We start from the raw sequence: 25,639 nt of genomic DNA on the forward strand, positions 1-25,639 counted from the left end.
GGGACGGGGCGCGGCCTCCCGAGGGAGGCCGCGGCTCTCATTTATGATACAGCTTCTTCGTCTCGTACCGCGGCTCGCAGCTGACGTTGATGCCCAGCCGCTTCAGCAGCTTTTCATCCACGTCGGAGAGCACCACGCTAAAGTGAGCATCGCAGCCCCGGAGCAGCGGGAGCTGCTGCTGGGCCAGGTCCGCCAAGGGATTAGTCAGGGCGGAAATGGCGAGGGCCATCAGCACCTCGTCGGTGTGGAGGCGGGGGTTCTTATGGCCCAGATAGGCGGTTTTCAGGCGGCAGACCGGCTCCAGGACCTGGGCGGAGATCAGCTCGAACTGGTCCCCGATGCCGCCCATGGCTTTCAGGGCGTTCAGCAGCAGCGCCGAGGCAGCCCCTAGGGTGTCGGAGGTCTTTCCCGTGACCACCCGGCCATCCGGCAGGACCATGGCGCCGGCGGGACCGTGGGTGGCTTCCGCCTTTACCAGGGCGGCAGACACCGCCGGGCAGATGTCCGGCGTCACGCCCGCCTGCTGCATCACCAGCTCCAGCTTCCGCACCGGCTCGTCGCCGCACTTGCCCTGGAGCTTTTCCACGCAGGCGGTGTAATAGCGGCGCAGAATTTCCTGCTTCGAGGCCGCGCGGCAGACCTCGTCGTCCACGATGCAGTTGCCCGCCATGTTGACGCCCATATCCGTAGGGGAATTGTAAGGAGATTTGCCCTGAATCTTTTCAAAAATGGCGTTCAGCACCGGAAAGATCTCCACGTCCCGGTTGTAGTTCACCGCCGTCTTGCCGTAGGCCTCCAGGTGGAAGGGGTCGATCATGTTCACATCGTCCAGGTCCGCCGTGGCGGCCTCGTAAGCCAGGTTCACCGGATGCTTCAAAGGCAGGTTCCAGATGGGGAACGTCTCAAATTTGGCGTACCCGGCGGTGACGCCCCGCTTGTGCTCATGGTAGAGCTGGCTCAGGCAGGTGGCCATCTTGCCGCTGCCGGGGCCGGGCGCCGTCACCACGATGAGGGAGTGGCTGGTCTCGATGTAGTCGTTCTTCCCCAGGCCCTCGTCGCTGACGATGTGGGGCACATCCGAGGGATAGCCCGCGATGGGATAGTGTCGGTAGCAGCGGATGCCCAGGGCGGTGAGACGCTTCAAAAAGGCGTCGGCGGCGGCCTGACCGTTGTACCGGGTCAGGACCACGCTTCCCACATACAGGCCCAATCCCCGGAAGATGTCGATGAGGCGCAGGACATCGTCGTCGTAGGTGATGCCCAGGTCGCCGCGGACCTTGTTCTTCTCAATGTCCGCCGCGTTGATGGCGATAACGATCTCCACATCCTCCTTGAGCTGCTGGAGCATCCGGATCTTGCTGTCCGGCTCGAAGCCCGGCAGGACCCTGGAGGCATGGTAGTCGTCGAACAGCTTGCCGCCGAACTCCAGATACAGCTTGCCGCCGAACTGGGCGATGCGGCGCTTGATCTGCTCCGACTGGGTGGTCAGGTACTTTTGATTGTCAAATCCAATAGCTCCCATGTTGATTTTCCCCTCTTTGCCGAATTATCAAACACTGGAAAGTATATCATATCCGCTCGAATTTGGAAAGCCCGTTTTCGGCAGAAACCGTCAAAAACAGAGCGGCCGCTGCGTACAGCGGCCGCTCCGGAGAGGGGGTCCTATTCAATCCGCGAACAGCGGGGTGGAGAGATAGCGGTCGCCGGTGTCGGGCAGCAGGGCCACGATGGTCTTGCCCTTGTTCTCCGGCCGCTTGGACAGCTGGATGGCGGCCCACACAGCCGCGCCGGAGGAGATGCCCACCAGCACGCCCTCCTTCTTGCCAATGCGCTTGCCGGTGGCGAAGGCGTCGTCGTTCTCTACGGCGATGATCTCATCGTACACGGAGGTGTTCAGCACATCGGGAACGAAGCCGGCGCCGATGCCCTGAATTTTATGGCTGCCGGCGGTGCCCTTGCTCAGCACGGGAGAGGAAGCGGGCTCCACCGCCACCACCTTTACATTGGGGTTCTGGTTCTTGAGATATTCGCCGGTGCCGGTGACCGTGCCGCCGGTGCCGACGCCTGCCACGAAGATGTCCACCTTGCCGTCGGTGTCCGCCCAGATCTCCGGGCCGGTGGTGGCCTTGTGGACGGCGGGGTTGGCGGGGTTCACAAACTGGCCGGGGATGAAGCTGCCCGGAATTTCCTTGGCCAGCTCATCGGCCTTGGCGATGGCGCCCTTCATGCCCTTGGCACCCTCGGTCAGCACCAGCTCCGCGCCGTAGGCCTTCATGATCTGGCGGCGCTCCACGCTCATAGTCTCCGGCATCACGATGATGATGCGGTAGCCCCGGGCGGCGGCCACAGAAGCCAGACCGATGCCGGTGTTTCCGGAGGTGGGTTCAATGATGACGGAGCCGGGCTTCAAAAGGCCCTTGGCCTCTGCGTCGTCGATCATGGCCTTGGCGATGCGGTCCTTCACGCTGCCGGCGGGGTTAAAATACTCCAGCTTGGCCAGGACCTTTGCCTCCAGGCCCTCTTCCTTTTCGATGTGCACCAGTTCCAGCAGCGGGGTCTTGCCGATCAGCTGGTCGGCGGATGTATAAATGTTACTCATATTCAATTCCTCCTATATGCCATAAATGTTGTTCAGATACGGGGTTTCTCCACTGTTTAACAACATCGACATCGGAAGTGCAAAAGTTCCAGCTTCATTTATTACCAACCTTTCAAGTAGGTTGTTGTGGATTATAGCCTCCTCTCCCCTGTTTGTCAAGGGGTATCACGGATTTTTTTCTGTTTCAGATCAAAAAAGAAGCAGGGCTAACTAGCCCTGCTTCTCTGGGGATCCGGAAACCTTACTTACCGGCCTCGATCATGTTGTCGAACATGACGTAATCAGCGACGGGAACTTCCTTCTCCACGGCGCCGGCCGCGATGAAGTTATCCTGCTGGACCTTGTAGTAATGCTCGATAGTGCCGTCAGCGGCGCCGGCGGCCACTTCCTTGCCGGTCAGCCAGTCGGCAACACCGCGCTCGGCGTAGACAGAATCATAGTCGGTCTTGGTCTGGTCGGACACATACTGGGCGACCTCGTCGTAGTTGCCGTCAGCAGCGTAGTCCATGGCCTTGTACAGAGCCTTGGTGAAGCGCAGGATCTTGTCGGCGTTGGCCTCGGCGTACTTGGGGGTCACGATCCAGCTGGCCAGAGAAACGGAGGTATCGGAGAAGGTCAGGTTGTCGCACAGCAGAGTGCCGTCGGCGCCCAGCTCTTCCATGATCTTCAGGCTGTTGGGAGACCAGGTGGCGCAGGCGTCCACGCCGCCGGACAGCATGGCGGTCACGATGTTGGAGGCATCCATATCCATAGCCTTGATGTCATCCATGGTCAGGCCGGCCTTGTCCAGGCCCATCTTCAGGATGTCCTCGCTGGAGGTGCCGGAGGAATAAGCCACGGTCTTGCCCTTCAGGTCTTCCAGGGTCTTGACGTTGGGGCCGCCGATGACGGCGTCGCCGTTGGAGATGTGGGACAGGGCGAAGATCTTGGCGTTGCCGTTGATGCACAGCTTGTGAGCGCCCTGGCCGATGTAACCCATGTCAATGGTGCCGGATTCCATAGCAGCGATGATGGTCGGGCCGTCAGCGAATTCCACCAGCTTCACGGTGATGCCGGCTTCCTCGAAATAACCCTTGTTGATGGCGGTGGTCACAGCCCACAGGCTGCCGTAGTTGGGCATGTAAGCAACATTCAGGGTGATGGGCTCCTCAGCGGGTTCCGCGGGGGTGGTATCTGCCGGCTGCTCGGTCTGCTCGGGCTCCTTGGTCTCTGCGGGAGCGGGCTCCGTCTTACCGCCGCAGGCGGCCAGGGACAGGACCATCGCGAGAGCCAGCAGCATTGCAATGAATTTGTTCTTCATCTTGTACCTCCAAAAAATGTTTATTTCCCACCGGGCAGACGCCCGAAATGGTTCTTACTTGCGGACCTCCAGATACTCCTGGTAGACCTCGCCCCAGATCTGGGCCTTCAGGTCCAGGAATTCCTTCTGCATTTTCAAATCCTGGGTGCGGGGATAGGGCAGATTGATGTCAATGATCTTCTTGATGCGGCCGGGGCGGGCGCTCATGACGATGACCTTGGTGGCGAGGATGATGGCCTCCTCCACGTCGTGGGTGATGAAGAAGCAAGTCTTCTTCTCCTCCTGCCAGGTCTTGGTCAGTTCCGCCTGCAGCTGGGTGCGGGTCTGGGCGTCCAGGGCACCGAAGGGCTCGTCCATCAGCAGGACCTCGGGCTGCACGGCGTAGGCGCGGGCGATGGCCACGCGCTGCTTCATGCCGCCGGACAGCTCCTTGGGGTAGGCGTCCACAAAGCCTTCCAGGTCCACCATTTTTATGTACTTCATGGCGATCTCTTTCGCCTGGTCGTCCGGCATCCCCTTCAGCTTCAGGCCGAACATGACGTTCTTCATAACGGTCAGCCAGGGGAACAGGGCGTACTGCTGGAACACCACGCCGCGCTCGGTGCCGGTGCCTTCCACCTTCTTGCCGTCCAGATAAACGGCGCCGCTGGTGGGCTCCAGAAGGCCCGCGATGATGTTCAGCAGAGTGGATTTGCCGCAGCCGGAGGGTCCGACCACGCAGATGAACTCGTTCTCATAGATGTCCAGGTCCACGCCGTTCAGAGCGACCATTTTGCCCTGACGGCCGTCGTAGATCTTCTCCACATGGTCGATCTTGACCTTCAGATTTCTCTCTTCTCCTGCCATCCCGTGAACTTCCTTTCTAACGTTTTGATGATTTTCTCAGAGGTGATGCCGATAATGCCGATCAGGATGATGTACAGCAGCATGGGTGCCACTTCAAAGCTGTTGCTGAACGAGCGGATGCGCATGCCCATACCGGCGGAGGCGCCGGTGGACTCGGCGGCGATCAGGGTGGTCAGGGCCACGGAGACGCCCAGGCGGACAGCGGTGAGAATGAAGGGGGTGGTGGCGGGGAACACGACCTTGATGAACAGGTCCTTGTCCTTGGCGCCCAGCACCCGGGCCGCCTTCAGCAGCGTCTCGTCCACATTGCGGACGCCCTGATAGATGGTCACGGTCATGATCAGGAAAGTTGCCAGCCAGATGACGATGATTTGGGGCTTGCGGCCGACGCCCACGGCGATGACCACCAGGGGGACGTAGGCCAGCGGGGGAATGTTGCGGATGAACTGGATCCAGGGCTCCAGGATGTTCCGGACCGGCAGGTACCAGGCCATCAGGAACGCGATGGGGACGGCGGTCACAAAGCCCAGGGCGAAGCCCGCCACCACGGAGATCATACTGCTGATGAAGTCCGTTGCCAGGATGCCCCGCTCAATGACGGTGGCCAGAGCCTGCAAAATCGCGGGGAGGAAGGGGAAGCTGCGGGCCGTCTTGGGATTGACAGACAGGAAAAACCACAGCGCCATGGCTACCAGGAAGGAGATGAGCAGCCATCCCCAGTTTGGTATTTGGATCTTGCTTTTCTTCTTATCATCCATGTTAAACTCTCCGTTCAATAGAATTCCTTGATTCGGTGGAACCAGGTGCCGGCAGGGTCGTCCAGCTCCTTCATATGTTTGGACATGATGTCCAGATATTTTTTCTTCACATCGGCGTAGGCCGGGTCATAGCAGACGTTGTGGAGCTGGTAGGGGTCCTTTTTCAGGTCGTACAGCTCGCCCCGCTCGCTTTCGTTGAAGGTGAGCTGGTAGTCGTGGTCCCGGACCATCCGCTGGCGGCCCACGTAGAAGTGGCTGTGGAACTCGCCGTAGACCTCGGTGCGGCCGTTGCTCTCCTCCTCGCCCATCATCAGGGGCAGGATGCTCTCGCCGTCCACGGGCTTTGGCGGCTTGACGCCGGCCACATCCAGGATCGTTGGCATCATCTCATGGAGGTAGACGAAGCTGTCGTTGTCCTTGGTACCGGCGCCCTTCACCACCATGGGGATGTGGTAAATTTCATCGAAGGTGAACGCGCCCTTTTCAATGAGCTTGTGGGCGCCCAGGCAGTCGCCGTGGTCGGCGCTGTAAATGATGATGGTATCGTCGTACAGCCCCTCGGCCTTCAGCTTGTCCACGATCATGCCCACCATGTCGTCGATCATGGTGCAGTGGCCGTAGTACCGGGCCGCGATCTCCTGGAAGCCCTTCCAGCCGTAGTTGCCAAGGCCCCACATCTTCTCGCTGAGGTAGTAGCCGTAGGGCTTGTCCAGCAGGTCGTCGCAGTAGCTGGGGTGTTCCGGGATGTCATCCGGGTCATACATGGAGTAGTAGGGCTCCGGGACGATGCTGGGGCTGTGGGGCCCCCAGAAGTTGGCCCAGATGAAGAAGGGCTTGTCCTCCTCCCTGGCCTTGTCGATGAGCCGGTTGGTCTCATGGGCCACGAAATACTCGATGGTGCTCTCCACCGGGCCTTCGTGCTTGCAGAACATCTCCTGGATCTGGAGGGCGGGGTTGTCGCCCAGGAAGCCGTGGGAGACGTCGATATTCTCAAACCCGTTCTCCTTCAGGTACTCCTCGTAGTAGTTCGGCTTGTTGTCAGGCGGCTGGTTGAAGATCAGGTGGGGGAACACCTGGCTGCCGGGGAACCCGTAGCCCATAAAGGGCTTGCCGTCGTCAAAGCCGCACTCCTCAGGAGGCTTGTCAGGCGTGACATGCCACTTGCCGGCGTAGCCGCAGTAGTAGCCGGCGTCGTGCATGCAGTCCCCCAGCAGGGGGATGCCGTCCCGGATGCAGGTAAAGTTATCGATCACGCCGTGCTTGTGGGGATACAGGCCGGTCATTACGCTGGCACGGGCCGGCGCGCAGATGGCCGACGGCGTATAGGCGTTGGTGAACTTCATGCCCTCCGCAGCCAGTTGGTCGATGTGGGGCGTCTTGCAGATCTGGTTCAGTCCGTAAGCGCTCACCGTGTCCAGCCGCTGCTGGTCAGAAAGGATCAGCAGCACGTTCTTGCGTTTTGCCATTCCAGCTTCCTTCTTTCCTTGTTTCATCCCAAGCCAGGATGGATTGGTCAAAATAGTGTAAACTTATATTTTTATCATAGTCCAAATTGTAGAATTTGTCAACCGAAATTGAAATTTGCCGGTATCAGAGGAATTTATAGATATTATAGACATTGATGAAGATCATCAGGATCATCAGCGCGATAAAGAGTTTGTCCACGGCGCGGCTGTCCAGTTTCCGGTTGACCGCCCGGCCGCAGATGCCGCCGCAAATGCCGCCGCCCACCATCAGGCACAGCATGCCGACGGAGAAAGCAGGCACGGAATGGGTGAGGATGCTGGCGGCGAGGCTGGCCAGCTGGGAGAAAAAGATGATGTACAGGGAATTTTCCGCCGCGGTCTTGGTGTCCATGGAAAAGGAGAAAAACAGCACCACCAGGTTGATGGGACCGCCGCCGATGCCCAGGAACGAGGACATGATGCCCAGGAAGAAGCCGATCACCGCGCAGCCGGCCGGGTTGGTCACCCGGTGGGTGGGGATGCGGCTTTTGAACAGGGTGTAGACCAGGGTGCCCAGGGTCACGACCAGCAGGCAGGTGGCCTGGACGGCGCCCACGCGGTTCGGATCGGCACTCATGCTCTTGATGAACTGGAACAGCTGCTTGCCCACAACGCCGCCCACCGCCGCGCCCAGGGCCATGGGCAGGCCGGTGGCGCGCTCAAATGCGGAGGCACCGCTGCGGCGGGACCGGAGCACCGAATAGGTGGTCATGGAAAGCACCGTGCACCCGGAGAGAAAGCTGATGGTGGCCACGTCCATGATGCCGAAGGCATCCAGGGCGGGCTTGATGATAACGCCGCCGCCGATGCCGCAGATGGCGCCCGCCACGGAGGCGAGGAAACAGACCAGGAATACCAGAAGAATGACCATTTTTCCTTTCATCCTTTCAAGCATGGCGAAGCGTCTTCCCCCATGCCCACAGAATTCGTTACATCCATGGTATCGGTGCGGCGGGGGAAAGTCAAGCGGAAATCTACCCAAGGGGGGCTTCTCTGTCTTGCCCTTCCGGGAAAAAGGGGGTATCATGGGAACAGTTCAGGCGGTCCGCCGCCGGGAATCCCAAGGAGGTGCCCATGCCCCCCATCAGCCTGCTCATCAAACCGGCCTCCGGAAGCTGCAACATGCGCTGCCGGTACTGTTTTTATACCGACGAGGCGGAAAACCGCGCCGTGGCCTCTATGGGCCGCATGACCCCGGAGGCCATGCGCCTCATCGCGGACAAGGCCCTCGCCTGGGCCGATGGGGACTGCACCTTTGCCTTCCAGGGCGGGGAGCCGTCTCTGGCGGGGCTGGATTTTTTCCGGGGCCTGACGGACTACGTGTCCGCCCACCCCAACCCCAGGGGCGTCCGGGTCCACTACGCCTTCCAGACCAACGGCTACGCCCTGGATGAGGCATGGGCCCAGTGGTTCGCCCAAAATAAGGTTTTGGTGGGCATCTCCCTGGACGGGCCCAAGGAGCTCCACGACCGCTACCGGGTGGACCGGGCGGGCAAGGGCACCTTCAACCGGGTGATGGCCTCCATCCGCCTGCTGGAGCGGCACGGAGTGGACTTCAACATCCTGACGGTGGTCAGCGCCGCCAACGCCCGCCGGGGCCGGCAGGTATACGAGTTTTTCAAAAAGCAGGGGTTCCGCTACCAGCAGTACATCGAGTGCCTGGACCCCATCGGCCAGGCCCCCGGCGGCAATGAGTACTCCCTGACCCCGGAGCGGTACGGTGCCTTCCTCAAGGCCGTGTTCGACGCCTGGTATCTGGACATGAAGGCCGGGCGGTATGTCTACAACCGCTATTTTGAAAACCTGATGATGCTCCTCTCCGGCCAGGCGCCGGAGAGCTGCAACCTTCAGGGGGTCTGCGCCCCCCAGTGGGTCATCGAGGCGGACGGTAGCGTCTACCCCTGCGACTTCTACGCCCTGGACCGGTGGCGGCTGGGCAATATCCTGACGGACTCCTTCCCGGAGATGGAGCAGAAGCGGCAGGAACTGGGCTTCATCCAGTGGTCCCGCCGCCTGCCGGAGGAGTGCCGCGCCTGCCGGTATGTCATGCTCTGTCGCAACGGCTGCCGCCGCAACCGGGAACCGGTGACGGCGGATTCCACCGGGAAAAACTATTTCTGCGAAGCGTACCGGGAATTTCTGGACTACGCCGCCCCCCGGCTGATGGAGGTCTATCAGCTGCTGCGGCGCAGAGCGGGTTTGTGAATTCTGACGGTTTTTTGTCTGTTTTTTCTCCCGGTTTTGATTTTTTTCTAAAAAACTAATGACATAGCAGCGGCCGTGTGCTAAACTAAAACCAGTGATAACGATATGTGACGCAGGAAACTATCTGATTTAGGAGGACATTCCATGGAACGTTACGGTATTTCTGTTGACGTAAAAAACGTGCCTGTTCTGGACCCTGAATTTACCCCCATTCTGAAATTTAACCGTGCCTTTTTGAAGGACGCCGCCAAGCCGGTCTCCATCGCTGTCGAGCGTGCCGACGGCCAGATCGCCACCACCCACACCTTCATCCACGGCACGCCGGAAATGGCCGCCGCCGACCGCTACTACATCGACCGCCTGGTGAAGACCGAGCTGTGGATGAAGGGCGGCTTCAAGGTGTATGTGAGCGACCAGGGCATCTATGAGTACCTTCGCGGCGTGTACTGCGCCGGCGGAGAGCGGGCCTTTGACTGGGAATTCATGGCTGACGTCTTTGAGAAGCCCTTTGAGGTGGTCTATACCGAGGACATCCCCGAGACGCTGGACAAACCCGTCCCCATGGGCGGCCATCTGGAGGGCTGCCGCATCGGTTTTGACGCCGGCGGCTCCGACCGCAAGGTCTCCGCTGTCATCGACGGCGAGACCGTCTTTTCCGAGGAGGTCGTGTGGCTTCCCAAAGTCAATCCCGACCCGGAGTACCACTACGAGGGCATTGTCTCCGCCCTGAAGTCCGCCGCCGCCCACATGCCCCGGGTGGACGCCGTGGGCGTCTCCTCCGCCGGCATCTACATCAACAACCGCACCATGAAGGCCTCCCTTTTCCTGAAGGTCCCCAAGGACCTGTATGAGGCCAAGGTGAAGGACATTTTCATCCGTGCCATCACCGACACCTTCGGCGACGTGCCCTACGCCGTGGCCAACGACGGCGACGTGTCCGCCCTGGCGGGCACCATGAGCCTGAACGACAACAACGTGCTGGGCATCGCCATGGGCACCAGCGAGGCCGTGGGCTACGTGGATGAAAACGGCCAGATCACCGGCTGGCTCAACGAGCTGGCCTTCGTCCCCGTGGACGCCAACCCCGACGCCATGCTGGACGAGTGGTCCGGCGACATCGGCTGCGGCGTGAAGTATTTCTGTCAGGACGGCGTGAACAAGCTGGCGCCCCGGGCCGGCATCGAGCTGGATGAGAGCCTGTCCCCCGCCGAAAAGCTGAAGGTCACCCAGAAGCTGATGGAGGAGGGCGACCAGCGGGCCGCCAAGGTCTATGAGTCCATCGGCTGCTACCTGGGTCACACCCTGGCCTACTACTATGAGAAATACGGCTTCCGCTATGTGCTGCTGCTGGGCCGCGTGATGAGCGGCAAGGGCGGCGACCTGCTGCTGGAGAAGTGCCAGCAGGTATTGAACGACGAGTACCCCGAGGCCGCCGCCGGCTTCAAGCTGACCCTGCCCGACGAGAAGTTCCGTCGGGTGGGCCAGTCCATGGCCGCCGCCAGCCTGCCTGAGATGAAGTAAGCTGAACGCCAATCCCCCCGGCTGACGGGAACAGTCTGTTCCCGTCAGCCGGGGGGATTTTTATGGCCGGGGCACATATTTTTCACAGATAAATCAGAATGCGCTGCGCCTGCGGGCTCTCCCTGGTGACGGCGGAGGCCGTCGCCCAAAGCCAACCGCGAATCCAGCGAAGCACCCGCAAGGGGTACGCCGCATCCGTAAGGCGGCAAAGCCGCCAACGGCTGCGCAGCGAATTGCGGTTGGAAAGGAGGAGCAAGGGAGCGGGCGGATGACGTTCTTTTGTTCCAAGGGAATAAAAGAACGTCGGAGCAAAGCGGACTTTGCTCCGACGTGGTGACCCGGCGGGGATTCGAACCCCGGACCCACTGCTTAAAAGGCAGTTGCTCTGCCGACTGAGCTACCGGATCATGCTTTCATTTAATTTTAAACGCCGGCGGCGTGGATCGGCTTGGCTGGGACGGCTGGACTCGAACCAGCGGATGAGGGAGTCAAAGTCCCTTGCCTTACCACTTGGCGACGCCCCAATGTGGAAAGAAAGAGGGGACCGGGATAGCCCCGATCCCCTTCTTTGTCTGGGGTGGGTGATGGGACTCGAACCCACAACACCTGGAACCACAATCCAGTGCTCTGCCAATTGAACTACACCCACCACATCTCAACGATGCGGAATGATTCTATTCACCGACGTTCGCTTCATAAGGAGAGCTGGTACGCCAGAAGGGACTCGAACCCCTGGCCTACTGCTTAGAAGGCAGTTGCTCTATCCAGCTGAGCTACTGGCGCGTTTATGGAGCAGGTGACGAGAATCGAACTCGCATCCCCAGCTTGGAAGGCTGGTGCCCTGACCATTGTGCTACACCTGCGTTCGCCCTCCCTGGAAATCGTCAGCTTTGATATATTAGCATGAAAAATTTGCTGTGTCAAGCGGAAAGCTGATTTTATTTGTACTTTTGCGAAAATCCTCAGAAGCAGAGGGCCAGAAATGCCCGCAGAAGCCTTCCGCCCAGCTCTCCCGGCAGCCGTTCCGGGTGCCACTGGACGCCCCAGACAGGAAGGCAGTCGTGGCACACTGCCTCGACCGCGCCGTCCTCCGCCCACTGGACGGCCCGCAGGCCCCGGCCCGGAGCGTCTGCCGCCTGGTGGTGGGCGCTGTTCACCCGGCAGAGGGGGCCGCAGACCGCCAGCAGCGGCGAGCGGGCCGTGCGGACCGTGTGAAAGCTGTCATGGCCGTCCACGGCGCTGTGGCCCGGCAGGTCCTGGCACAGCGTTCCGCCGAAAAACACATTGATGACCTGGATGCCCCGGCAGATGCCCAGCACCGGCTTCCCGGCGGCGGTGAACCGCTCCAGCAGCATCAGCTCCGCTGTGTCCCGCTCCGGCTCCAGCCCCCGGGAGGCCGTGTTGCTCTGGCCGTACCGCCAGGGCTCCATATCCCCGCCGCCGGGCAGCAGCAGGGCGTCACAGCCCTCCGGCGTTCCGCCGAAGCGCACCGTTCCCCCGGCGGCCTCCACCGCCCGCCGGTAATTTTCGTACCGTGTCGCCTCGCCCCAGATGTATACCGTTGCCATACGCATCCCTCCACGGTATTTTATGCCGCCGCAGAGCGGTTTACTCTTGCAAGCTTGGCCGAAATATGGCATAATGGCCGTTAGACACCGATACGCAGCGGTATCGAAGTGGTCGTAACGAGCTTGACTCGAAATCAAGTTGTCCGCAAGGGCACGTGGGTTCGAATCCCACCCGCTGCGCCACGTCGGAGCAAAGTCCGCTTTGCTCCGACGTTCTTTTATTCCTGCGGAACAAAAGAACGTCATCCGCCCGCTCCCTTACTCCTCCTTTCCGAATCGAACCCGCTGCGCTGGGCTTCGATTCGGGTCGGGAAACGAAAATATCCAAATTGGAGCCTCTTGCCAACTCATCGTGCGCTCATTCTGCTGCTCCTCGCTTCCGAACCGGATTCGCTGCGCAGCCGTTGGCGGCTTTGCCGCCTTACGGATGCGGCGTACCCCTTGCGGGTGCTTCGCTGGATTCCGGTTCGGGTTGGGAAACGAAAATATCCGGAATAGAACCTCTTGCCAAAAGAAGGAGACAGGCAGAGCCTGTCTCCTTCTTTTGGCGCTTAACCGTTTTACTTGCGGGTAACGATGTCATTTTGTGCCTTAAAGATGCTGTCTGCCGGGATAGCGCCCCGGACGGAGGAGGTGGGATAGACGCTGGTGTTCCGGCCGATGACCGTGCCGGGGTTCAGCACGCTGTTGCAGCCCACCTCCACATGGTCGCCCAGGATGGCGCCGAACTTCTTCCGTCCCGTCTCGATGCGCTCCACGCCGTTCTTTACCACCACCAGGGTCTTGTCGGACTTCACGTTGGAGGTGATGGAGCCGGCACCCATGTGGCTCTTATAGCCCAGGATGGAGTCGCCCACATAGTTATAATGGGGCGTCTGGACATTGTCGAAGAGGATGACGTTCTTCAGCTCCACAGAGTTGCCCACCACGCAGTTCGCCCCCACCAGAGCGCTGCCCCGGATGAAGGCGCAGTGGCGGACCTCCGTCTCCGGCCCGATGATGCAGGGTGCGCCCAGATAGGCAGAGGGAAACACCTTGGCGGTCTTATGCACCCAGACGTTGGGAGCGGGCTGGTCATACTCGCCGGCAGGCAGGGTGGGACCTAGGGCCAGGATGAAGTCCTTGATGCCGTCCAGGGCCTGCCAGGGATATTCAAATTGCGCCAGATAGTCCCCCGCCAGGGTGTGGGACAGGTCCAGCAGTTCAGAAACTGTCAGTTTCATAGCGGTTCACTCCTGTTTTGTGATTTCAAGTCCGCATTATATACCACCTCTGCAGCAGTTGCAAGATTTTGCGTTGCTTTTTCCCGGCTGAAACGCTACAATGATGGGGAATCGATTTTCAAAGGAGAATTCCCCATGAAACTGCTCATCGCATCCGACCTCCACGGCTCCGCCCACTACTGCCGCTTGCTGCTGGACGCCTTCCGGCGGGAGGAGGCCGAGCGGCTGGTGCTGCTGGGTGACCTGCTGTACCACGGCCCCCGGAACCCTCTGCCGGAGGAATACGACACCATGGCCGTCACCGCCATGCTCAACGGCGCGGCCGACCAACTGTTCTGTGTCCGGGGCAACTGCGACTCCGAGGTGGACCAAATGGTGCTCCGCTTCCCCATGCTGGCGGATTCCGTCCTGCTGTACGCCGGCAGGAAGACCATCTTTGCCACCCATGGCCATCTCCACGGGCCGGACGCTCCCCCGCCCCTGAAGCAGGGCGATTTCCTGCTCTGCGGCCACACCCATCTGCCGGTGCGTCGGGACTGCGGCACTTTCACCTATCTGAACCCCGGCTCCCTGTCCCTGCCCAAGGAGGGCACCCCCCACAGCTACATGACGCTGGAGGACGGCGTGTTCACCTGGCACGATTTGGTGACGGGAGAGGCGTTTGAACCGCTTAATTAAACGAAAACCGCCCTTTCGGGCGGTTTTTTATTTCTTTTTCGGTGGGTAGGGAATGCGGTAGGGCTCCGTGCCCCGCTCCGCCAGCTTCTGCTCCAGCCAGGCGCGAATTTGCTCCACGCCCTCCTCCGTCCAGGGGAAGGTCTCTGTCTCCACGTCCTGGGCCAGCTCGAAGCTGGTATTCTCATACACCCAGACCTGGATGCTGCCGTCCTCCATCCAGCCGGTGCGCTGGAAGCGGTAGCGGAATGTGCCGATGCTGCCGGGATATACCGACGCCTTCGTGAAAAAGTTCATATTCAAAAAATCAAAATGACCGCTCATCGCCGTTCCTCACTTTCCAGAGCCATGATACCAAATCCCGGGGCCGCTGTCAAACCGCCGACTGCTTTTCCCGCGGACAGGGCATACTACCGCCAGTACAAAGGAGGCGGAAACATGGACTCTATCTGGACAAAAACAGCCGCCCTGCCGGAATTTCCCATGCTGGACGGCGACTATGAGGCGGATGTGGCGGTCATCGGCGGCGGGCTGGCGGGACTGCTCACCGCCAGCTTCCTACGGCGGGCCGGGGCCGAGGTGTCGGTCATCGAGGCGGACCGCGTCGGCGGCGGCCAGACCGCCGGCACCACCGCCAAGCTGACGGCCCAGCACGGCCTGAAATACCAGCAGCTCACGGAGGACTTTGGCCCCGAGGCGGCGGGACAATACGCCCGGGCCAACCTCGCCGCCGTGGAGCGGCTGCGGCGACTGGTGCGGGAGTGGGACATCGACTGCGATTTCGAGGACTGCGACAGCTTTCTGTACACCGCCGGGGCGCCGGGGCCGCTGGAGCAGGAATATGACGTCTGCCGGGCGCTGGGAATGGACGTCTACCTGACCCACGACACGGAGCTGCCCTTCTCCGCCCTGGCCCTGGGCCTGCGGGACCAGGCCTGGTTCCATCCCCTGAAGCTGCTGGCGGCCCTGGCGGACGGCCTGACCATCTACGAGCACAGCCGGGTGCTGGATGTGGAGGAGGGCCGGGTCATGGTCGATGGCGGCAGCATCACCGCCGAAACGGTCATTTTCACCTGCCACTATCCCTTTCTGAACGTGCCGGGATACTTCTTCGCCCGGCAGCACCAGGAGCGCAGCTACGTGCTGGCCCTGGAAGGGGCAAAGTTTATGAAGAACTGCTACCTGGGCGTGGAGGAAAACGGGCTGTCCTTCCGCTCCTGGGGAAACTACCTGCTTTTAGGCGGCGGCGCCCACCGCACGGGAGACAACCGGGAGGGCGGACAGTACGAAATGCTCCGGCAGACGGCCCGGCGGTACTGGCCCCAGTGCCGGGAGGCCGCCGCCTGGTCCGCCCAGGACTGTATGCCCATGGACGGCGTGCCTTATATCGGACAGTACGCCGACAGCCGCCCGGACTGGCTGGTGGCCACCGGATTCCAGAAATGGGGCATGAGCTCCTCGGTGGTGGCGGCGGAGATTCTGAGCGCCATGGCCCTGGGGCAGACGCCTCCGGCGGACAGCGCCGTGTTCGCCCCTCACCGCTTCAAGGCGGGCGCTTCCACCCACCAGCTAGCGGAGGACGCCGCCTGCTCCATCAAGGGCCTGAGCAAGCGGTTTCTGGAGCCGGGACGCATCTCCGCCGGCCACATCCCACCGGGGCACGGCGGCGTGGCGGAGGTGGACGGCGAAAAATTAGGCGTCTACCGGGATGAAAAGGGCGAGCTCCACACCGTCGTCCCCAAATGCCCCCACATGGGCTGCCAGCTGGAGTGGAACCCTGACGAGAAAAGCTGGGACTGCCCCTGCCACGGCTCCCGGTTCGACATCTACGGCCGCCTGCTGACCGGGCCCGCCTAGACCGACCTGCCATAGGCGTGAAGATCCCCGCGGCTGCCTGACCGCGGGGATCTCCATAAGGAGTATGAAAAAGAGGTAGTTTATGGCTTTCCGATCGCCATTAGTTAGTATTAACTAACCTATGAATCGAGTTTAGCAGACGGAGTCGAAATTGTCAAGTGTTTTCACCGTATTTCTTCCTGTTCGGCCCCCATTGCATCCCGGCGGAAAATGGCGTATACTGCGTGTATTACAGAAAGGAGAACATTATGAAGATCCTTGTCCTTTCGGATTCTCACGGAAATCTTTCCAATATGCTGCAGGCGGTGGAACGGGAGTCTCCCCGGATGATCCTCCACCTGGGGGATTGCTGGCGGGACGGCGAACGGCTCCGCGACGCCTGCCCTGAAATCGAGTTTTATCAGGTGCCGGGCAACTGCGACTGCCGCCCGGAGGAACCGGCGGAACGGCTGCTGTTTCTTGAGGACAAGCGGGTCCTCATCTGCCACGGCCACACCTACGGCGTAAAGCAGTCGCTGATCAGCGCCGGCTATGCGGCGGAGGAGCAGAACCTGGACTGCTTCCTGTTCGGCCATACCCACAAGCCCCTGGTGGACATGCGGGGCAAAACGCTGTTCCTGAATCCCGGCAGCATCGGGGACTACCGCCGCCCCACTTACGGCGTGGTGACCATTGACCGGGGACGGTTGGATGGCCGGACCGCAGCCCTGGAATAAGGGTCTCTTGCCAAATGGAAAAAAAGCGTTTATAATAGATTCGGTTTTATATCCAGCGGATAAGGAGGTATTTATGGATATTCTTTCAAAAGCTCCCTATTTCTTCGGTGCTGCCGCCGGAGGCTTTATCGTCATGGCCTGCGTGGGCGTTCAGGCGTTGGTCGCCCTGTTCTCCTCCATCCCCCTGGCCAAACGCCGCCGCCGGGAAAATCCGGCATTTGACCTGGGCAAGGCTTACCGGCGCATCGTGATGGTGATCATCATGGTCGCGCTTCTGGTGGGGGTCATCAGCGCCGTGGTCATCCACTTTACATCCACCGCCCCCACGGTGGGCTATCTGTTCGGCATGATCGTGGCCTTTCTCTGCTGCCTCCAGCGGATGACGCCCAACAACGAGCAGAATCAGAAAAACTTCGATGAAGCCTATGCGGACTGCTATCCCTTTGTCCCGAAGGCTCCCCAGGCGCCGGCTGAGACGGCGGCGGAGCAGATCGAGGCCCCGGCGGAGCAGCCCGGACCCGAAGAAGCACAGCCGGAAAACGGCGGCGGGGAACTGTAATAAGCCCAATCAAAAATCCCGGAACGAAATGTTCCGGGATTTTTTTGCCTTATTCGTGCTCCTGGTGACAGGTGTCGCAGTGGCCGTCACACTCCCGCAGCTCATCGCCGTAAGGGATGTTGTTCTTGTCATAATAGTCCCGGACGGCGGCCCGCACGGCCTCCTCCGCCAGAACGGAGCAGTGGATCTTATGGGCGGGCAGGCCGTCCAGCGCCTCCACCACCGCCTTATTGCTGAGGGTCAGGGCCTCGCTGATGGGCTTGCCCTTAATGAGCTCCGTGGCCATGGAACTAGTGGCGATGGCGCTGCCGCAGCCAAAGGTGTTGAACTTCACATCGGTGATGGTCTGGGTGTCGTGGTCCACCTTGATATACATGCGCATGATGTCGCCGCACTTGGCGTTGCCCACCTCGCCGATACCGTCGGCGTCATCCATCTTGCCCACGTTCCGGGGATGCTGGAAATGATCCATCACTTTATCACTGTACAATGCCATGCTTTCATGACTCCTTTCAAATCAGATGGGGACGCTGGCCCTTTTCCAGCTCGTCCCAGACCGGAGAAATATTCCGCAGATAGGACACCACTTCGGGTACTTCTTGTAAGATATAGTCGATCTCCGCCTCCGTGTTGTACTCGCTGAAGCTCAGCCGCAGGGAGCCGTGGGCCACCTCATGGGGCCGGCCCAGGGCCAGCAGCACATGGCTGGGGTCCAGGGAGCCGGAGGTGCAGGCGCTGCCGGAGGACGCCGCGATGCCCTTGGCGTCCAGGAGCAGCAGCAGGGATTCGCCCTCGATGCCCTCGAAGCAGACATTGACGTTGCCGGGCAGTCGGCGCTTGGCGTCACCGTTCAGCACCGTATGGGGAATGGCGGTCAGGCCCGCGATCAGCTTATCCCGCAGCGGGATCAGGTGCGCGGCGTTTTTCTCCATATTGGCGCAGGCTTCCTCAAAGGCCGCCGCCGCGCCGCAGATGCCGGGGATGTTCTCCGTACCGGCCCGCTTGCCCCGCTCCTGGGCGCCGCCGTGGATGACGTTGGTCAGGGCGATGCCCCGGCGGGCGTACAGCACGCCTACGCCCTTGGGCCCGTGGAACTTGTGGGCGGAGAGGGACAGCATGTCGATGTGCATAGCCTGCACGTCGATGGGCAGGTGGCCCGCCGCCTGGACGGCGTCGGTATGGAACAGGACGCCCGCCTCATGGCACACCGCGCCGATCTCCGGGATGGGCTGGATGGTGCCGATCTCATTGTTGGCGAACATCACCGACACCAGGCAGGTGTCCGGCCGGATGGCATCCTTCACCTGCTCCGCCGTCACCACGCCGTCAGGCGGGATGTCCAGCAGGGTGACCTCATAGCCCTCCTTCTCCAGCGCCTGGAGGGTGTGGAGAATGGCGTGGTGCTCGAACTTGGTGGAGATGATGTGCTTCTTCCCTTTCCGGGCGCCCAGGAGGGCGGCGGAGCGGAGGGCCTGGTTATCGGCCTCGCTGCCGCCGGAGGTGAAGGTGATCTCCCGGGGGTCGGCGTTCAAATACTTGGCAAAGGTCTCACGGGCCGCCGCCAGTTTCTCCGCCGCCCGCTGACCGGGGGTGTGCAGACTGGAAGGGTTGCCGTAGATCTCCTGAAAACAGGGCATCATCGCGGCCAGGGCCGCATCGCTGACAGCGGTGGTGGCCGCGTTGTCCGCATAGACGTTCATGGTATTCCTCCATTTCCTATCTTTTTACTATGATATAGAGATACCATATTATTTCCCATTTGTCAAGTAGGATATATTTATAAAACGCCTGCATCAGCAGGCGTTTTATAAACATTCGATTTCACACGAGGGGACTGCCGCCCCCTCGTACTCCCCCTGCAAGCTGAAAAAACACGCCGCAAAAGTGCGGCGTGTTTTTGTTAAAACTCGTAATCCACGGCCACCCGGTCGGTCCGGATGGATTTACACAGGGCGGAGACCGCCTTGTGGCGGGGGTCGTTTTTGTATGTATCCAGAGCCTCCAGGCTCTCGAACTCGCTGACCAGGACGGCGTCGTAGTTCCCCTCCCCCACGTTTACCGCCACCTCGGACTTCAACAGCTGGGGGATGACGCCCTGGAGGGAGCGCAGGCCGTCCAGAAACTGCTTCTGCTCCGCCTCCGTGCCGGGGCGGAATTTCCACATGACGATATGGCGGATCATCTCAACCCTCCCGTCTGGCGTTGTACGCCGCGATGCCCAGGCCCAGCAGCTCCACGGAGCGGCGCAGCTCCGCGGGGTTGGTCACATAGGCGATGCGAATTTCATTGCGGCCCTTGCCGGGGGTGGCGTAGAAGCCCTCGCCGGGGGCGTACATGACGGTCTCGCCGTGGTCCTCGAACTCCTCCAGCAGGAAATACTGGAGCTTTTCCGCGTCGTCCACCGGCAACGTGACCATCAGATAGAAGGCGCCCTCCGGGGAGTTGAACTGCACACCGGGGATCTTGCTGAGGCCCTCCACCACGGCGTCACGGCGGCGCTGGTACTCCGCCCGCAGGTCCTCGTAATAGGCCGGGGTCATGGAGCGGTACAGGGCGGCGGCGCCCACCTGGTCCAGGGTGGCGGCGCACAGGCGGCCCTGGCAGATCTTCATGGCGTGGGCCATCAGCTCCTTGTTGCGGGAGACCACCACGCCCACCCGGGAGCCGGTGGCGGAGAACCGCTTGGACACGGAATCCACCACGATGACGTTTTCCGCCGCGTCGGTGTACTCCAGCATGGAGGACGGCTTCTCGCCGCCGTAGACCAGCTCCCGGTAGACCTCGTCGCTGACCAGGAACAGGTCATGCTCTTTGGCAATATCCGCCATGAGCCGCCGCTCCTCCGGCCGCAGGACCACGCCGGTAGGGTTGCCCGGGTTGGTCATCAGGATGGCCCGGGTATGCTCGTTGATGAGGGGTTCGATCTTTTCCCGGCTGGCGAAGCGGTAGCCCTCCTCGGGAGAGGTGGGGATGGGCCGGATCGCGGCGCCGGTGACACGGACAAAGGTGTCGTAATTGGGGTAATAGGGCTCGGCCACCAGCACCTCGTCCCCCTCATCCAGGATGCAGGAGAAGATGATCTGGAGGGCCTCGCTGCCGCCGTAGGTGGCCAGAATATCGTCACAGGAGATGGGGTAGCCCATACCCGTGTAATAATCCCGGACAGCCTCCACATAGCTCCCGACACCGGGAGAGGGGGCATACGCCAGAACAGATTCTCCAAAGCTCTGAATGGCATCAAAGAACGCCCGGGGCGTCTCGATGTCCGGCTGGCCGATATTCAAATGCAGGACCTTCCGGCCCTTTGCCTCCGCCGCCACCACATAGGGATGGAATTTGCGAATGGGAGAGAGGCTGCAGGCCTCGATTTTACGGGAAAATTTCATATGGAAAGCCTCCTTGAGACAATGATTCAAATAAAAACGCCCCTGACACCTGTCAGGGGCGAATATGTATCCGCGGTACCACCCTGATCTGTCCTCCGCTTTGGGGACATCTCACGTCATCCGGTAACGGGGATGGATCGTTCCGCTCCTCACGGACGCTCCGAAGTGGCTGCTTCCCGGCGTGGGCTGAGGGTTTGCACTGTTTCCCTCTCACTGTGAGCCGGTTTCAGGAAGCTGGCTTCATCATCGCTTTATAGTATGCACCATTATAGCGGTTTCAAAATTTTTGTCAAGCCCGGCAGTACGAAATTTCATACCCCTTCATCCGAAAACGGCGGTTCTTCATCGCCGCCCTCCGGCACGCCGCCCATCTGCATCTCCTGCCACTGGGCGCGGGTGATGAGGAGCTGCCGGGGCTTGGAGCCCTCGAAGGGGCCGACGATGCCCCGCTCCTCCATCTGGTCCACCAGCCGGGCGGCACGGGAGTACCCTAGTTTCAAGCGGCGTTGGAGCATGGAGACGGAGGCCTGGCCGGTCTCCAGCACCACCTCCACGGCGGCGGGCAGCAGCTCGTCGCCCTCGTCCTCGGCAGGCTCAGAGGGGGCAGCAGCACCCTTGGCGCCGCCCTTTTCCTTCTCCTGGACGGACTCCTCGATCTTAGCGATGACCTCGTCGGAATAGTGGGCCTCGCCGGACTGCTTGACGAACTCCACCACCTGCTCGATCTCCTCCGGGGAGATAAAGCAGCCCTGGACACGGGTGGGCTTTCCGGCGCCCAGGGGGGCGTAGAGCATGTCGCCCTTGCCCACCAGCTTTTCCGCGCCGGTGTTGTCCAGAATGATGCGGGACTCCAGGGAGGAGGCCACCGCGAAGGCAATGCGGCTGGGGATGTTGGCCTTCATCAAGCCGGTGATGACGTCCGCGGAGGGCCGCTGGGTGGCGATGACCAGGTGGACGCCGGCGGCACGGCCCATCTGGGCCACGCGGCAGATGGATTCCTCCACCTCTTTCGCCGCCACCAGCATCAGATCGGCCAGCTCGTCGATGACCACTACCACGCTGGGCAGGGTCTCCATGCCCTCGGTGGCCCGGGCCAGACGGTTGAACTCCTCCAGCTTCTTGACGCCGTTTTCCGAGAAGGTCTTGTACCGCTTCATCATCTCGAACACCGCCCACTGGAGGGCGCCGGCGGCCTTTTTCGGGTCCGTCACCACCGGGATGAGCAGGTGGGGGATGCCGTTGTAGGGAGCCAGCTCCACCATCTTCGGGTCCACCATGATGAAGCGGACCTCGTCGGGGGTGGATTTATACAGCAGGGAGATAATGAGGGAGTTGGTGCAGACGGACTTACCGGAGCCGGTGGTGCCGGCAATGAGAACGTGGGGCAGCTTTTCAATGTCGCCGATGACGTTCCTGCCGGCGATGTCCCGGCCCAGGGCAAAGGCCGTCTTGGACTTGTGCTCGGTGAAGTCCCGGGACTCGATGACGTCCCGGATGAGGACGGGGGTGACATGCTTGTTGGGCACCTCGATGCCCACCACGGAAATTTTGTCGGGGATGGGAGCGATGCGGACGCCGGTGGCGCCCAGCGCCAAGGCAATGTCGTCCGCCAGGTTCGTGATCTTGCTGAGCTTCACACCCTGATCCAGCACGAACTCGTACCGGGTGACGGAGGGACCGTGGACCACGTCGCCGGGGGTGGCATCCACGCCGAAGCTGGTGAGGGTCTCCGCCAGGCGGCGGGAGTTGTTCCGCAGCTCAGCGCCGGCCTCGGTGAAATTCTCACCCCGGCTGGCCCGCAGGAGCGTAATGGGCGGGAACTGGTAAACATCCTCCTCCGCCGCCAGCTTCTCCTCAATTTCCGCCGTGACTGCGGCGGTCTGGGCCGCCACCTCTTTCGCGGTGTTGGCCTTCTCCTTTCTGGAGGACACCGGCTCCTCCGCCAGGGGAACGGGAGCTGGCGCGGGCGTGGGAGCAGGCGTGGGGGCAGGTGCGGGCGCGGGTGCGGCGGAAGCAGCCGGCTCGCCGCCCTTGGGAATGGCGGGCGTTTTTTCGGGCTTCTCGTTCAGCACCTGCGCGGGCGTCTTCTGCTGGTCTGACTTATGGCGGAAGAAGCTGGTAAACCGCCCCTCCTTCTCCGGGGCCTTTTCGGATTCTTTCGCAGGCGTTTTCTCCGCCGGTTTGACGGCGGGCTCGTCGTCCAGGGGGAAGTCGATCTGAGGCTTGGGCCGCTCCTCCGTCCGGCGCTTGGGCGTCTCCAGCGGCACCATGCGGATGTGGGGTTCCTCCGGCTCCTCCTCGTACTGGGGACGCTCCCGGTGCTTCTCCAGGATGGCGCCCACCGTCAGCCGCAGGGCCGCCATCAGCAGCACCACGAACAGCACGATAAACACGATCATGGAGACCAGGGGAGAAAAGACCGCCGAAGAGCCAATGGCCAGCGTGCCGGAAATGACGCCGCCGGAGGCCAGGGCATTGCCGCTGGTCCAGAGCTTCGGCACGACCCCCAGGGAGGACTCAAAGACCTCCTTACAGCACAGGATATGCCCCAGTGTGCCGAATAATACCGGCAGCAGCAGGGCGCAGGCTGTCCGCAGCCGCACGGGGCGGCCGCGGTGGAACAGCAGAATCAGGGAGGCCAGCAGCAGGGACGGGGCGGCTAGCCAGTAGCCGTAACCGAACAGGCCCTTTAAAAGCGCGGCAAACCAGTCCAGGAAAATAGCGCTGACCCGGAAGTAGCTGACGACGGTGCACAGGGCCAGCACCAGCAGGACAACGCCCCACACCTCCCGGCGGATGGGGCGCTTCTGCGGCTGGGCCGGCTGCTTTTTGGAGCGGCTGGAGCCGCTCTTTTTCGCGGCGGATGTTTTTGTGGATTTCTTTTGTGTCGTGGAAGCCACGGTATGTACCTCCCGATGGAAATTACTGAATGATGGTCAGGACCAGGGTGATCGTACCCACGATCCAGCAATAATAGGCAAAAAAGCCAAATTTGCCCTTGTCGGCGATCATTTTCAGCAGGCGGATGCAGGCGTAGCCCACCAGGGCGGATACCGCCACGCCCACCAGGTATACGGGAACATCGCCCCAATTGATGCCGGCTTCAACGGCGTCCTTCAGGCTGAGAATGTTGGCGCCCAGCACGGCGGGGATGGACAGCAGGAAGGAGAACCGGACGGCGAATTTCCGCTCAAAGCCCACGAAGCACCCGGCAGTGATGGTGGTGCCGGAGCGGGAGATGCCGGGGCAGGTGGCAATGGCCTGGCCAACGCCCACCAGCAGCACATCCAGGATGGTCGCCGTCTTTTCCGTCTTGCGGCCCTTTTTCACCCGGTCGCTGGCAAACAGCAGGAAGCCCGTGACGATGAGGGCCCCCGCCACGAAATACATATTGTCGGCCAGGCCCTCCACCAGATCCTTCACCGGCAGAACGATGAGCAGCGGCAGCGTGCCCACGATGATGAGCAGGATCAGCCGCCGGGCGGGCGGCACGGGCGTGGGCGTGGTGCGGTGGACCAAATCACTGACGCCCCGGAAAAACTCCAGGACCATGTCCCGGATGTCGCTCCAGTAGGCGGCGAACACAGCCAGCAGCGTGCCCAGGTGCAGAAGCACGTCGAAGAACTCCGGGATGTCGGAGGCTCCGGACATGTCCAGCAGGTGCTCCGCGATGGCCAGGTGGCCGGAGCTGGAAATGGGCAGGAATTCCGCCACGCCCTGGATCAGGCCCAGGAGGATGGATGACAGCAGTGACAAAATGCTCACGCTCCTTACGGTTCAAATCTACATACAAAAACAGTATAGCATGGCAGGCCGAAAAATTCCAGTCATATTTATGTCAACATTGAAATAGAAAACGGGGAACGCACAGCGTTCCCCGTGGTTTCGTCATGTTTCGCCCAGCGCGGCCAGCGCCGCTCTGGCGGCGGCCTGTTCAGCCTCTTTTTTGCTGTGGCCGGAGCCGCTGCCCACCACCGCGCCGTTCAGCAGCACCTCCGCCGAGAACGTTTTGGCGTGGTCCGGACCCTGCTCGCCCGCCATGCGGTAGCTGAGCTCCTGACCCGCCTGTCGCTGAACCAGCTCCTGGAGGGCCGTCTTGTAGTCCCGGCGGCGTTCCTCCACCGCCTCCTCCTTCTCCGCGTCCAGCAGCAGCCGGTGGATGAGGGCCGAGGCAGCGCCGATGCCGCCGTCCAGATACACGGCGGCAAACACCGCCTCCGTGGCGTCCGCCAGGATGGAGGTGCGCTTGCGGCCGCCTCCTGCCTCCTCGCCCCGGCCCAGCTTCAAGTAGCTGCCCAGGTCCAGCTTCCGCGCCACCTCGTACAGGCTCTGCTCACACACAAGGGCCGCCCGGATGCGGGTCAGATCCCCCTCCGGCAGGTCGGGGTGCTGGACGAACAGAAATTCCGCCGTCACAAAGCCCAGCACGGAGTCGCCCAGAAACTCCAGCCGCTCGTTGCTGTTCAGCCCGGCGGCACGGTGCTCGTTGGCGTAGGAGCTGTGGCTCAGGGCCTCGGACAGCAGGGCCGGGTCCCGGAACGTGTAATTCAGTTTTTTCTCCAGTTCCTGCATTGCGTTCCCCTCCAAAAGGAAACCCCGCTCAGACAGCGGGGCGTTTCCTTTACTTCTGCTTTCCGGCGATATAGTTCACCGCGTCGCCCACGGTCTTGAGCTTGCCCAGGTCTTCCTCCTGGATCTCGCCCACTTCAAACTCCTCTTCCATAGCCATGACCAGTTCCACCAGGTCCACGGAATCAGCGCCCAGATCCTCCTCAAAAGAGGTATCCATGGTCACCTCGGAGGGTTCCATGGCAAACTGCTCGGCTACCAGCTCACGCATTGTTTGGAAAATTTCTTCAATCGACATTTCTGTTACACTCCTTACGGGATGATCCCTATATGTTGTGTTGAGGCAATCATA

General features: G+C 61.4%; 24 protein-coding genes and 6 tRNA genes. 7 read left to right on the forward strand and 23 right to left on the reverse strand.

The genetic code is table 11. The features are described from left to right. Positions 1-37 precede the first annotated feature (37 nt). From JQM68_RS09730 to JQM68_RS09760, 7 genes are all read right to left on the reverse strand, one after another. The gene (locus JQM68_RS09730; protein ID WP_235222818.1) at positions 38-1,522 is read right to left on the reverse strand and encodes a DUF1846 domain-containing protein; all 1,485 of its coding nucleotides are present in this window, start codon (positions 1,520-1,522) and stop codon (positions 38-40) included. A 144-nt stretch (positions 1,523-1,666) separates the two neighbouring features. Beyond that, the gene (cysK, locus tag JQM68_RS09735) at positions 1,667-2,599 is read right to left on the reverse strand and encodes a cysteine synthase A (protein ID WP_235222819.1); all 933 of its coding nucleotides are present in this window, start codon (positions 2,597-2,599) and stop codon (positions 1,667-1,669) included. 241 nt (positions 2,600-2,840) lie between these two features. Beyond that, complete coding sequence (locus JQM68_RS09740) at positions 2,841-3,899, reverse strand: ABC transporter substrate-binding protein (protein ID WP_235222820.1); 1,059 nt, start codon at positions 3,897-3,899, stop codon at positions 2,841-2,843. 54 nt (positions 3,900-3,953) lie between these two features. Further along, complete coding sequence (locus JQM68_RS09745; RefSeq protein ID WP_235222821.1) at positions 3,954-4,745, reverse strand: ABC transporter ATP-binding protein; 792 nt, start codon at positions 4,743-4,745, stop codon at positions 3,954-3,956. Further along, positions 4,721-5,503 (reverse strand): ABC transporter permease, encoded by a 783-nt coding sequence (locus tag JQM68_RS09750; RefSeq protein ID WP_235222822.1) that lies wholly within the window; start codon positions 5,501-5,503, stop codon positions 4,721-4,723. Before JQM68_RS09750 ends, JQM68_RS09745 begins: the two co-directional genes overlap by 25 nt. 14 nt (positions 5,504-5,517) lie before the next feature. Further along, entirely contained in the window at positions 5,518-6,969 is a 1,452-nt protein-coding gene (locus JQM68_RS09755) for a sulfatase-like hydrolase/transferase (RefSeq protein ID WP_235222823.1), read from the reverse strand. Positions 6,970-7,093: 124 nt separating this feature from the next. After that, complete coding sequence (locus tag JQM68_RS09760) at positions 7,094-7,879, reverse strand: sulfite exporter TauE/SafE family protein (protein WP_235222824.1); 786 nt, start codon at positions 7,877-7,879, stop codon at positions 7,094-7,096. Between the two features lie 203 nt (positions 7,880-8,082). Between JQM68_RS09760 and JQM68_RS09765 the strand changes: the two genes are divergently transcribed. Next, complete coding sequence (locus JQM68_RS09765; RefSeq protein WP_235222825.1) at positions 8,083-9,213, forward strand: anaerobic sulfatase maturase; 1,131 nt, start codon at positions 8,083-8,085, stop codon at positions 9,211-9,213. Between the two features lie 144 nt (positions 9,214-9,357). Continuing rightward, on the forward strand, positions 9,358-10,734 hold the full coding sequence (locus JQM68_RS09770; RefSeq protein WP_235222826.1) for an ROK family protein: 1,377 nt from the start codon (positions 9,358-9,360) through the stop codon (positions 10,732-10,734). A 331-nt stretch (positions 10,735-11,065) separates the two neighbouring features. Here the strand turns inward: JQM68_RS09770 and JQM68_RS09775 are convergent. The 6 genes from JQM68_RS09775 to JQM68_RS09800 form a co-directional block, all read right to left on the reverse strand. Further along, positions 11,066-11,141 (reverse strand) — tRNA-Lys (locus tag JQM68_RS09775). 42 nt (positions 11,142-11,183) lie between these two features. Continuing rightward, positions 11,184-11,258: transfer RNA gene (locus tag JQM68_RS09780), tRNA-Gln, on the reverse strand. A 49-nt stretch (positions 11,259-11,307) separates the two neighbouring features. Further along, a tRNA-His gene (locus tag JQM68_RS09785) sits at positions 11,308-11,383 on the reverse strand. A 57-nt stretch (positions 11,384-11,440) separates the two neighbouring features. Further along, positions 11,441-11,517, reverse strand: a tRNA-Arg gene (locus JQM68_RS09790). Between the two features lie 5 nt (positions 11,518-11,522). Further along, positions 11,523-11,597 (reverse strand) — tRNA-Gly (locus JQM68_RS09795). 99 nt (positions 11,598-11,696) lie between these two features. Then, positions 11,697-12,302, reverse strand: coding sequence for a gamma-glutamyl-gamma-aminobutyrate hydrolase family protein (locus JQM68_RS09800; protein WP_235222827.1), 606 nt, complete (start codon positions 12,300-12,302; stop codon positions 11,697-11,699). Positions 12,303-12,396: 94 nt separating this feature from the next. Here JQM68_RS09800 and JQM68_RS09805 point away from each other — a divergent pair. After that, positions 12,397-12,485: transfer RNA gene (locus tag JQM68_RS09805), tRNA-Ser, on the forward strand. Between the two features lie 377 nt (positions 12,486-12,862). On the opposite strand, the gene JQM68_RS09810 is transcribed toward JQM68_RS09805, so the two are convergent. Next, positions 12,863-13,525: an acyltransferase gene (locus JQM68_RS09810; RefSeq protein ID WP_235222828.1), complete on the reverse strand. Its 663-nt coding sequence runs from the start codon at positions 13,523-13,525 to the stop codon at positions 12,863-12,865. 135 nt (positions 13,526-13,660) lie between these two features. Between JQM68_RS09810 and yfcE the strand changes: the two genes are divergently transcribed. Next, the gene (gene yfcE / locus JQM68_RS09815) at positions 13,661-14,203 is read left to right on the forward strand and encodes a phosphodiesterase (protein ID WP_235222829.1); all 543 of its coding nucleotides are present in this window, start codon (positions 13,661-13,663) and stop codon (positions 14,201-14,203) included. Between the two features lie 27 nt (positions 14,204-14,230). On the opposite strand, the gene JQM68_RS09820 is transcribed toward yfcE, so the two are convergent. Further along, positions 14,231-14,524, reverse strand: a complete 294-nt coding sequence (locus tag JQM68_RS09820) for a hypothetical protein (RefSeq protein WP_235222830.1) — start codon at positions 14,522-14,524, stop codon at positions 14,231-14,233. A gap of 114 nt (positions 14,525-14,638) precedes the next feature. On the opposite strand from JQM68_RS09820, the gene JQM68_RS09825 reads away from it, so the two are divergent. The 3 genes from JQM68_RS09825 (at position 14,639) to JQM68_RS09835 (ending at position 17,332) form a co-directional block, all read left to right on the forward strand. Next, positions 14,639-16,057, forward strand: coding sequence for an FAD-dependent oxidoreductase (locus JQM68_RS09825; RefSeq protein ID WP_235222831.1), 1,419 nt, complete (start codon positions 14,639-14,641; stop codon positions 16,055-16,057). A gap of 248 nt (positions 16,058-16,305) precedes the next feature. Beyond that, positions 16,306-16,773 (forward strand): metallophosphoesterase, encoded by a 468-nt coding sequence (locus JQM68_RS09830; protein ID WP_235222832.1) that lies wholly within the window; start codon positions 16,306-16,308, stop codon positions 16,771-16,773. Positions 16,774-16,846: 73 nt separating this feature from the next. Then, positions 16,847-17,332, forward strand: coding sequence for a hypothetical protein (locus JQM68_RS09835; RefSeq protein WP_235222833.1), 486 nt, complete (start codon positions 16,847-16,849; stop codon positions 17,330-17,332). Positions 17,333-17,381: 49 nt separating this feature from the next. Here JQM68_RS09835 and nifU read toward each other — a convergent pair whose 3' ends face one another. From nifU to acpP, 8 genes are all read right to left on the reverse strand, one after another. Beyond that, positions 17,382-17,828: a Fe-S cluster assembly scaffold protein NifU gene (gene nifU, locus JQM68_RS09840; protein ID WP_235222834.1), complete on the reverse strand. Its 447-nt coding sequence runs from the start codon at positions 17,826-17,828 to the stop codon at positions 17,382-17,384. A 16-nt stretch (positions 17,829-17,844) separates the two neighbouring features. Continuing rightward, on the reverse strand, positions 17,845-19,032 hold the full coding sequence (gene nifS / locus JQM68_RS09845) for a cysteine desulfurase NifS (protein ID WP_235222835.1): 1,188 nt from the start codon (positions 19,030-19,032) through the stop codon (positions 17,845-17,847). A gap of 200 nt (positions 19,033-19,232) precedes the next feature. After that, positions 19,233-19,514, reverse strand: coding sequence for a Dabb family protein (locus JQM68_RS09850; RefSeq protein WP_235222836.1), 282 nt, complete (start codon positions 19,512-19,514; stop codon positions 19,233-19,235). 1 nt (position 19,515) lies between these two features. Continuing rightward, positions 19,516-20,718 (reverse strand): pyridoxal phosphate-dependent aminotransferase, encoded by a 1,203-nt coding sequence (locus JQM68_RS09855; protein WP_235222837.1) that lies wholly within the window; start codon positions 20,716-20,718, stop codon positions 19,516-19,518. Positions 20,719-21,029: 311 nt separating this feature from the next. Continuing rightward, entirely contained in the window at positions 21,030-23,618 is a 2,589-nt protein-coding gene (locus tag JQM68_RS09860) for an FtsK/SpoIIIE family DNA translocase (RefSeq protein ID WP_235222838.1), read from the reverse strand. A gap of 22 nt (positions 23,619-23,640) precedes the next feature. After that, positions 23,641-24,483 (reverse strand): undecaprenyl-diphosphate phosphatase, encoded by an 843-nt coding sequence (locus JQM68_RS09865; RefSeq protein ID WP_235222839.1) that lies wholly within the window; start codon positions 24,481-24,483, stop codon positions 23,641-23,643. A gap of 123 nt (positions 24,484-24,606) precedes the next feature. Beyond that, complete coding sequence (gene rnc, locus JQM68_RS09870; protein ID WP_235222840.1) at positions 24,607-25,290, reverse strand: ribonuclease III; 684 nt, start codon at positions 25,288-25,290, stop codon at positions 24,607-24,609. Between the two features lie 49 nt (positions 25,291-25,339). Then, entirely contained in the window at positions 25,340-25,585 is a 246-nt protein-coding gene (gene acpP / locus JQM68_RS09875; RefSeq protein WP_235222841.1) for an acyl carrier protein, read from the reverse strand. Between the last annotated feature and the right edge of the window lie 54 nt (positions 25,586-25,639).

It is taken from the genome of Oscillibacter valericigenes (assembly GCF_021531435.1).
In the GTDB taxonomy this organism is placed as follows: Bacteria; Bacillota; Clostridia; order Oscillospirales; family Oscillospiraceae; genus Oscillibacter; species Oscillibacter valericigenes_B.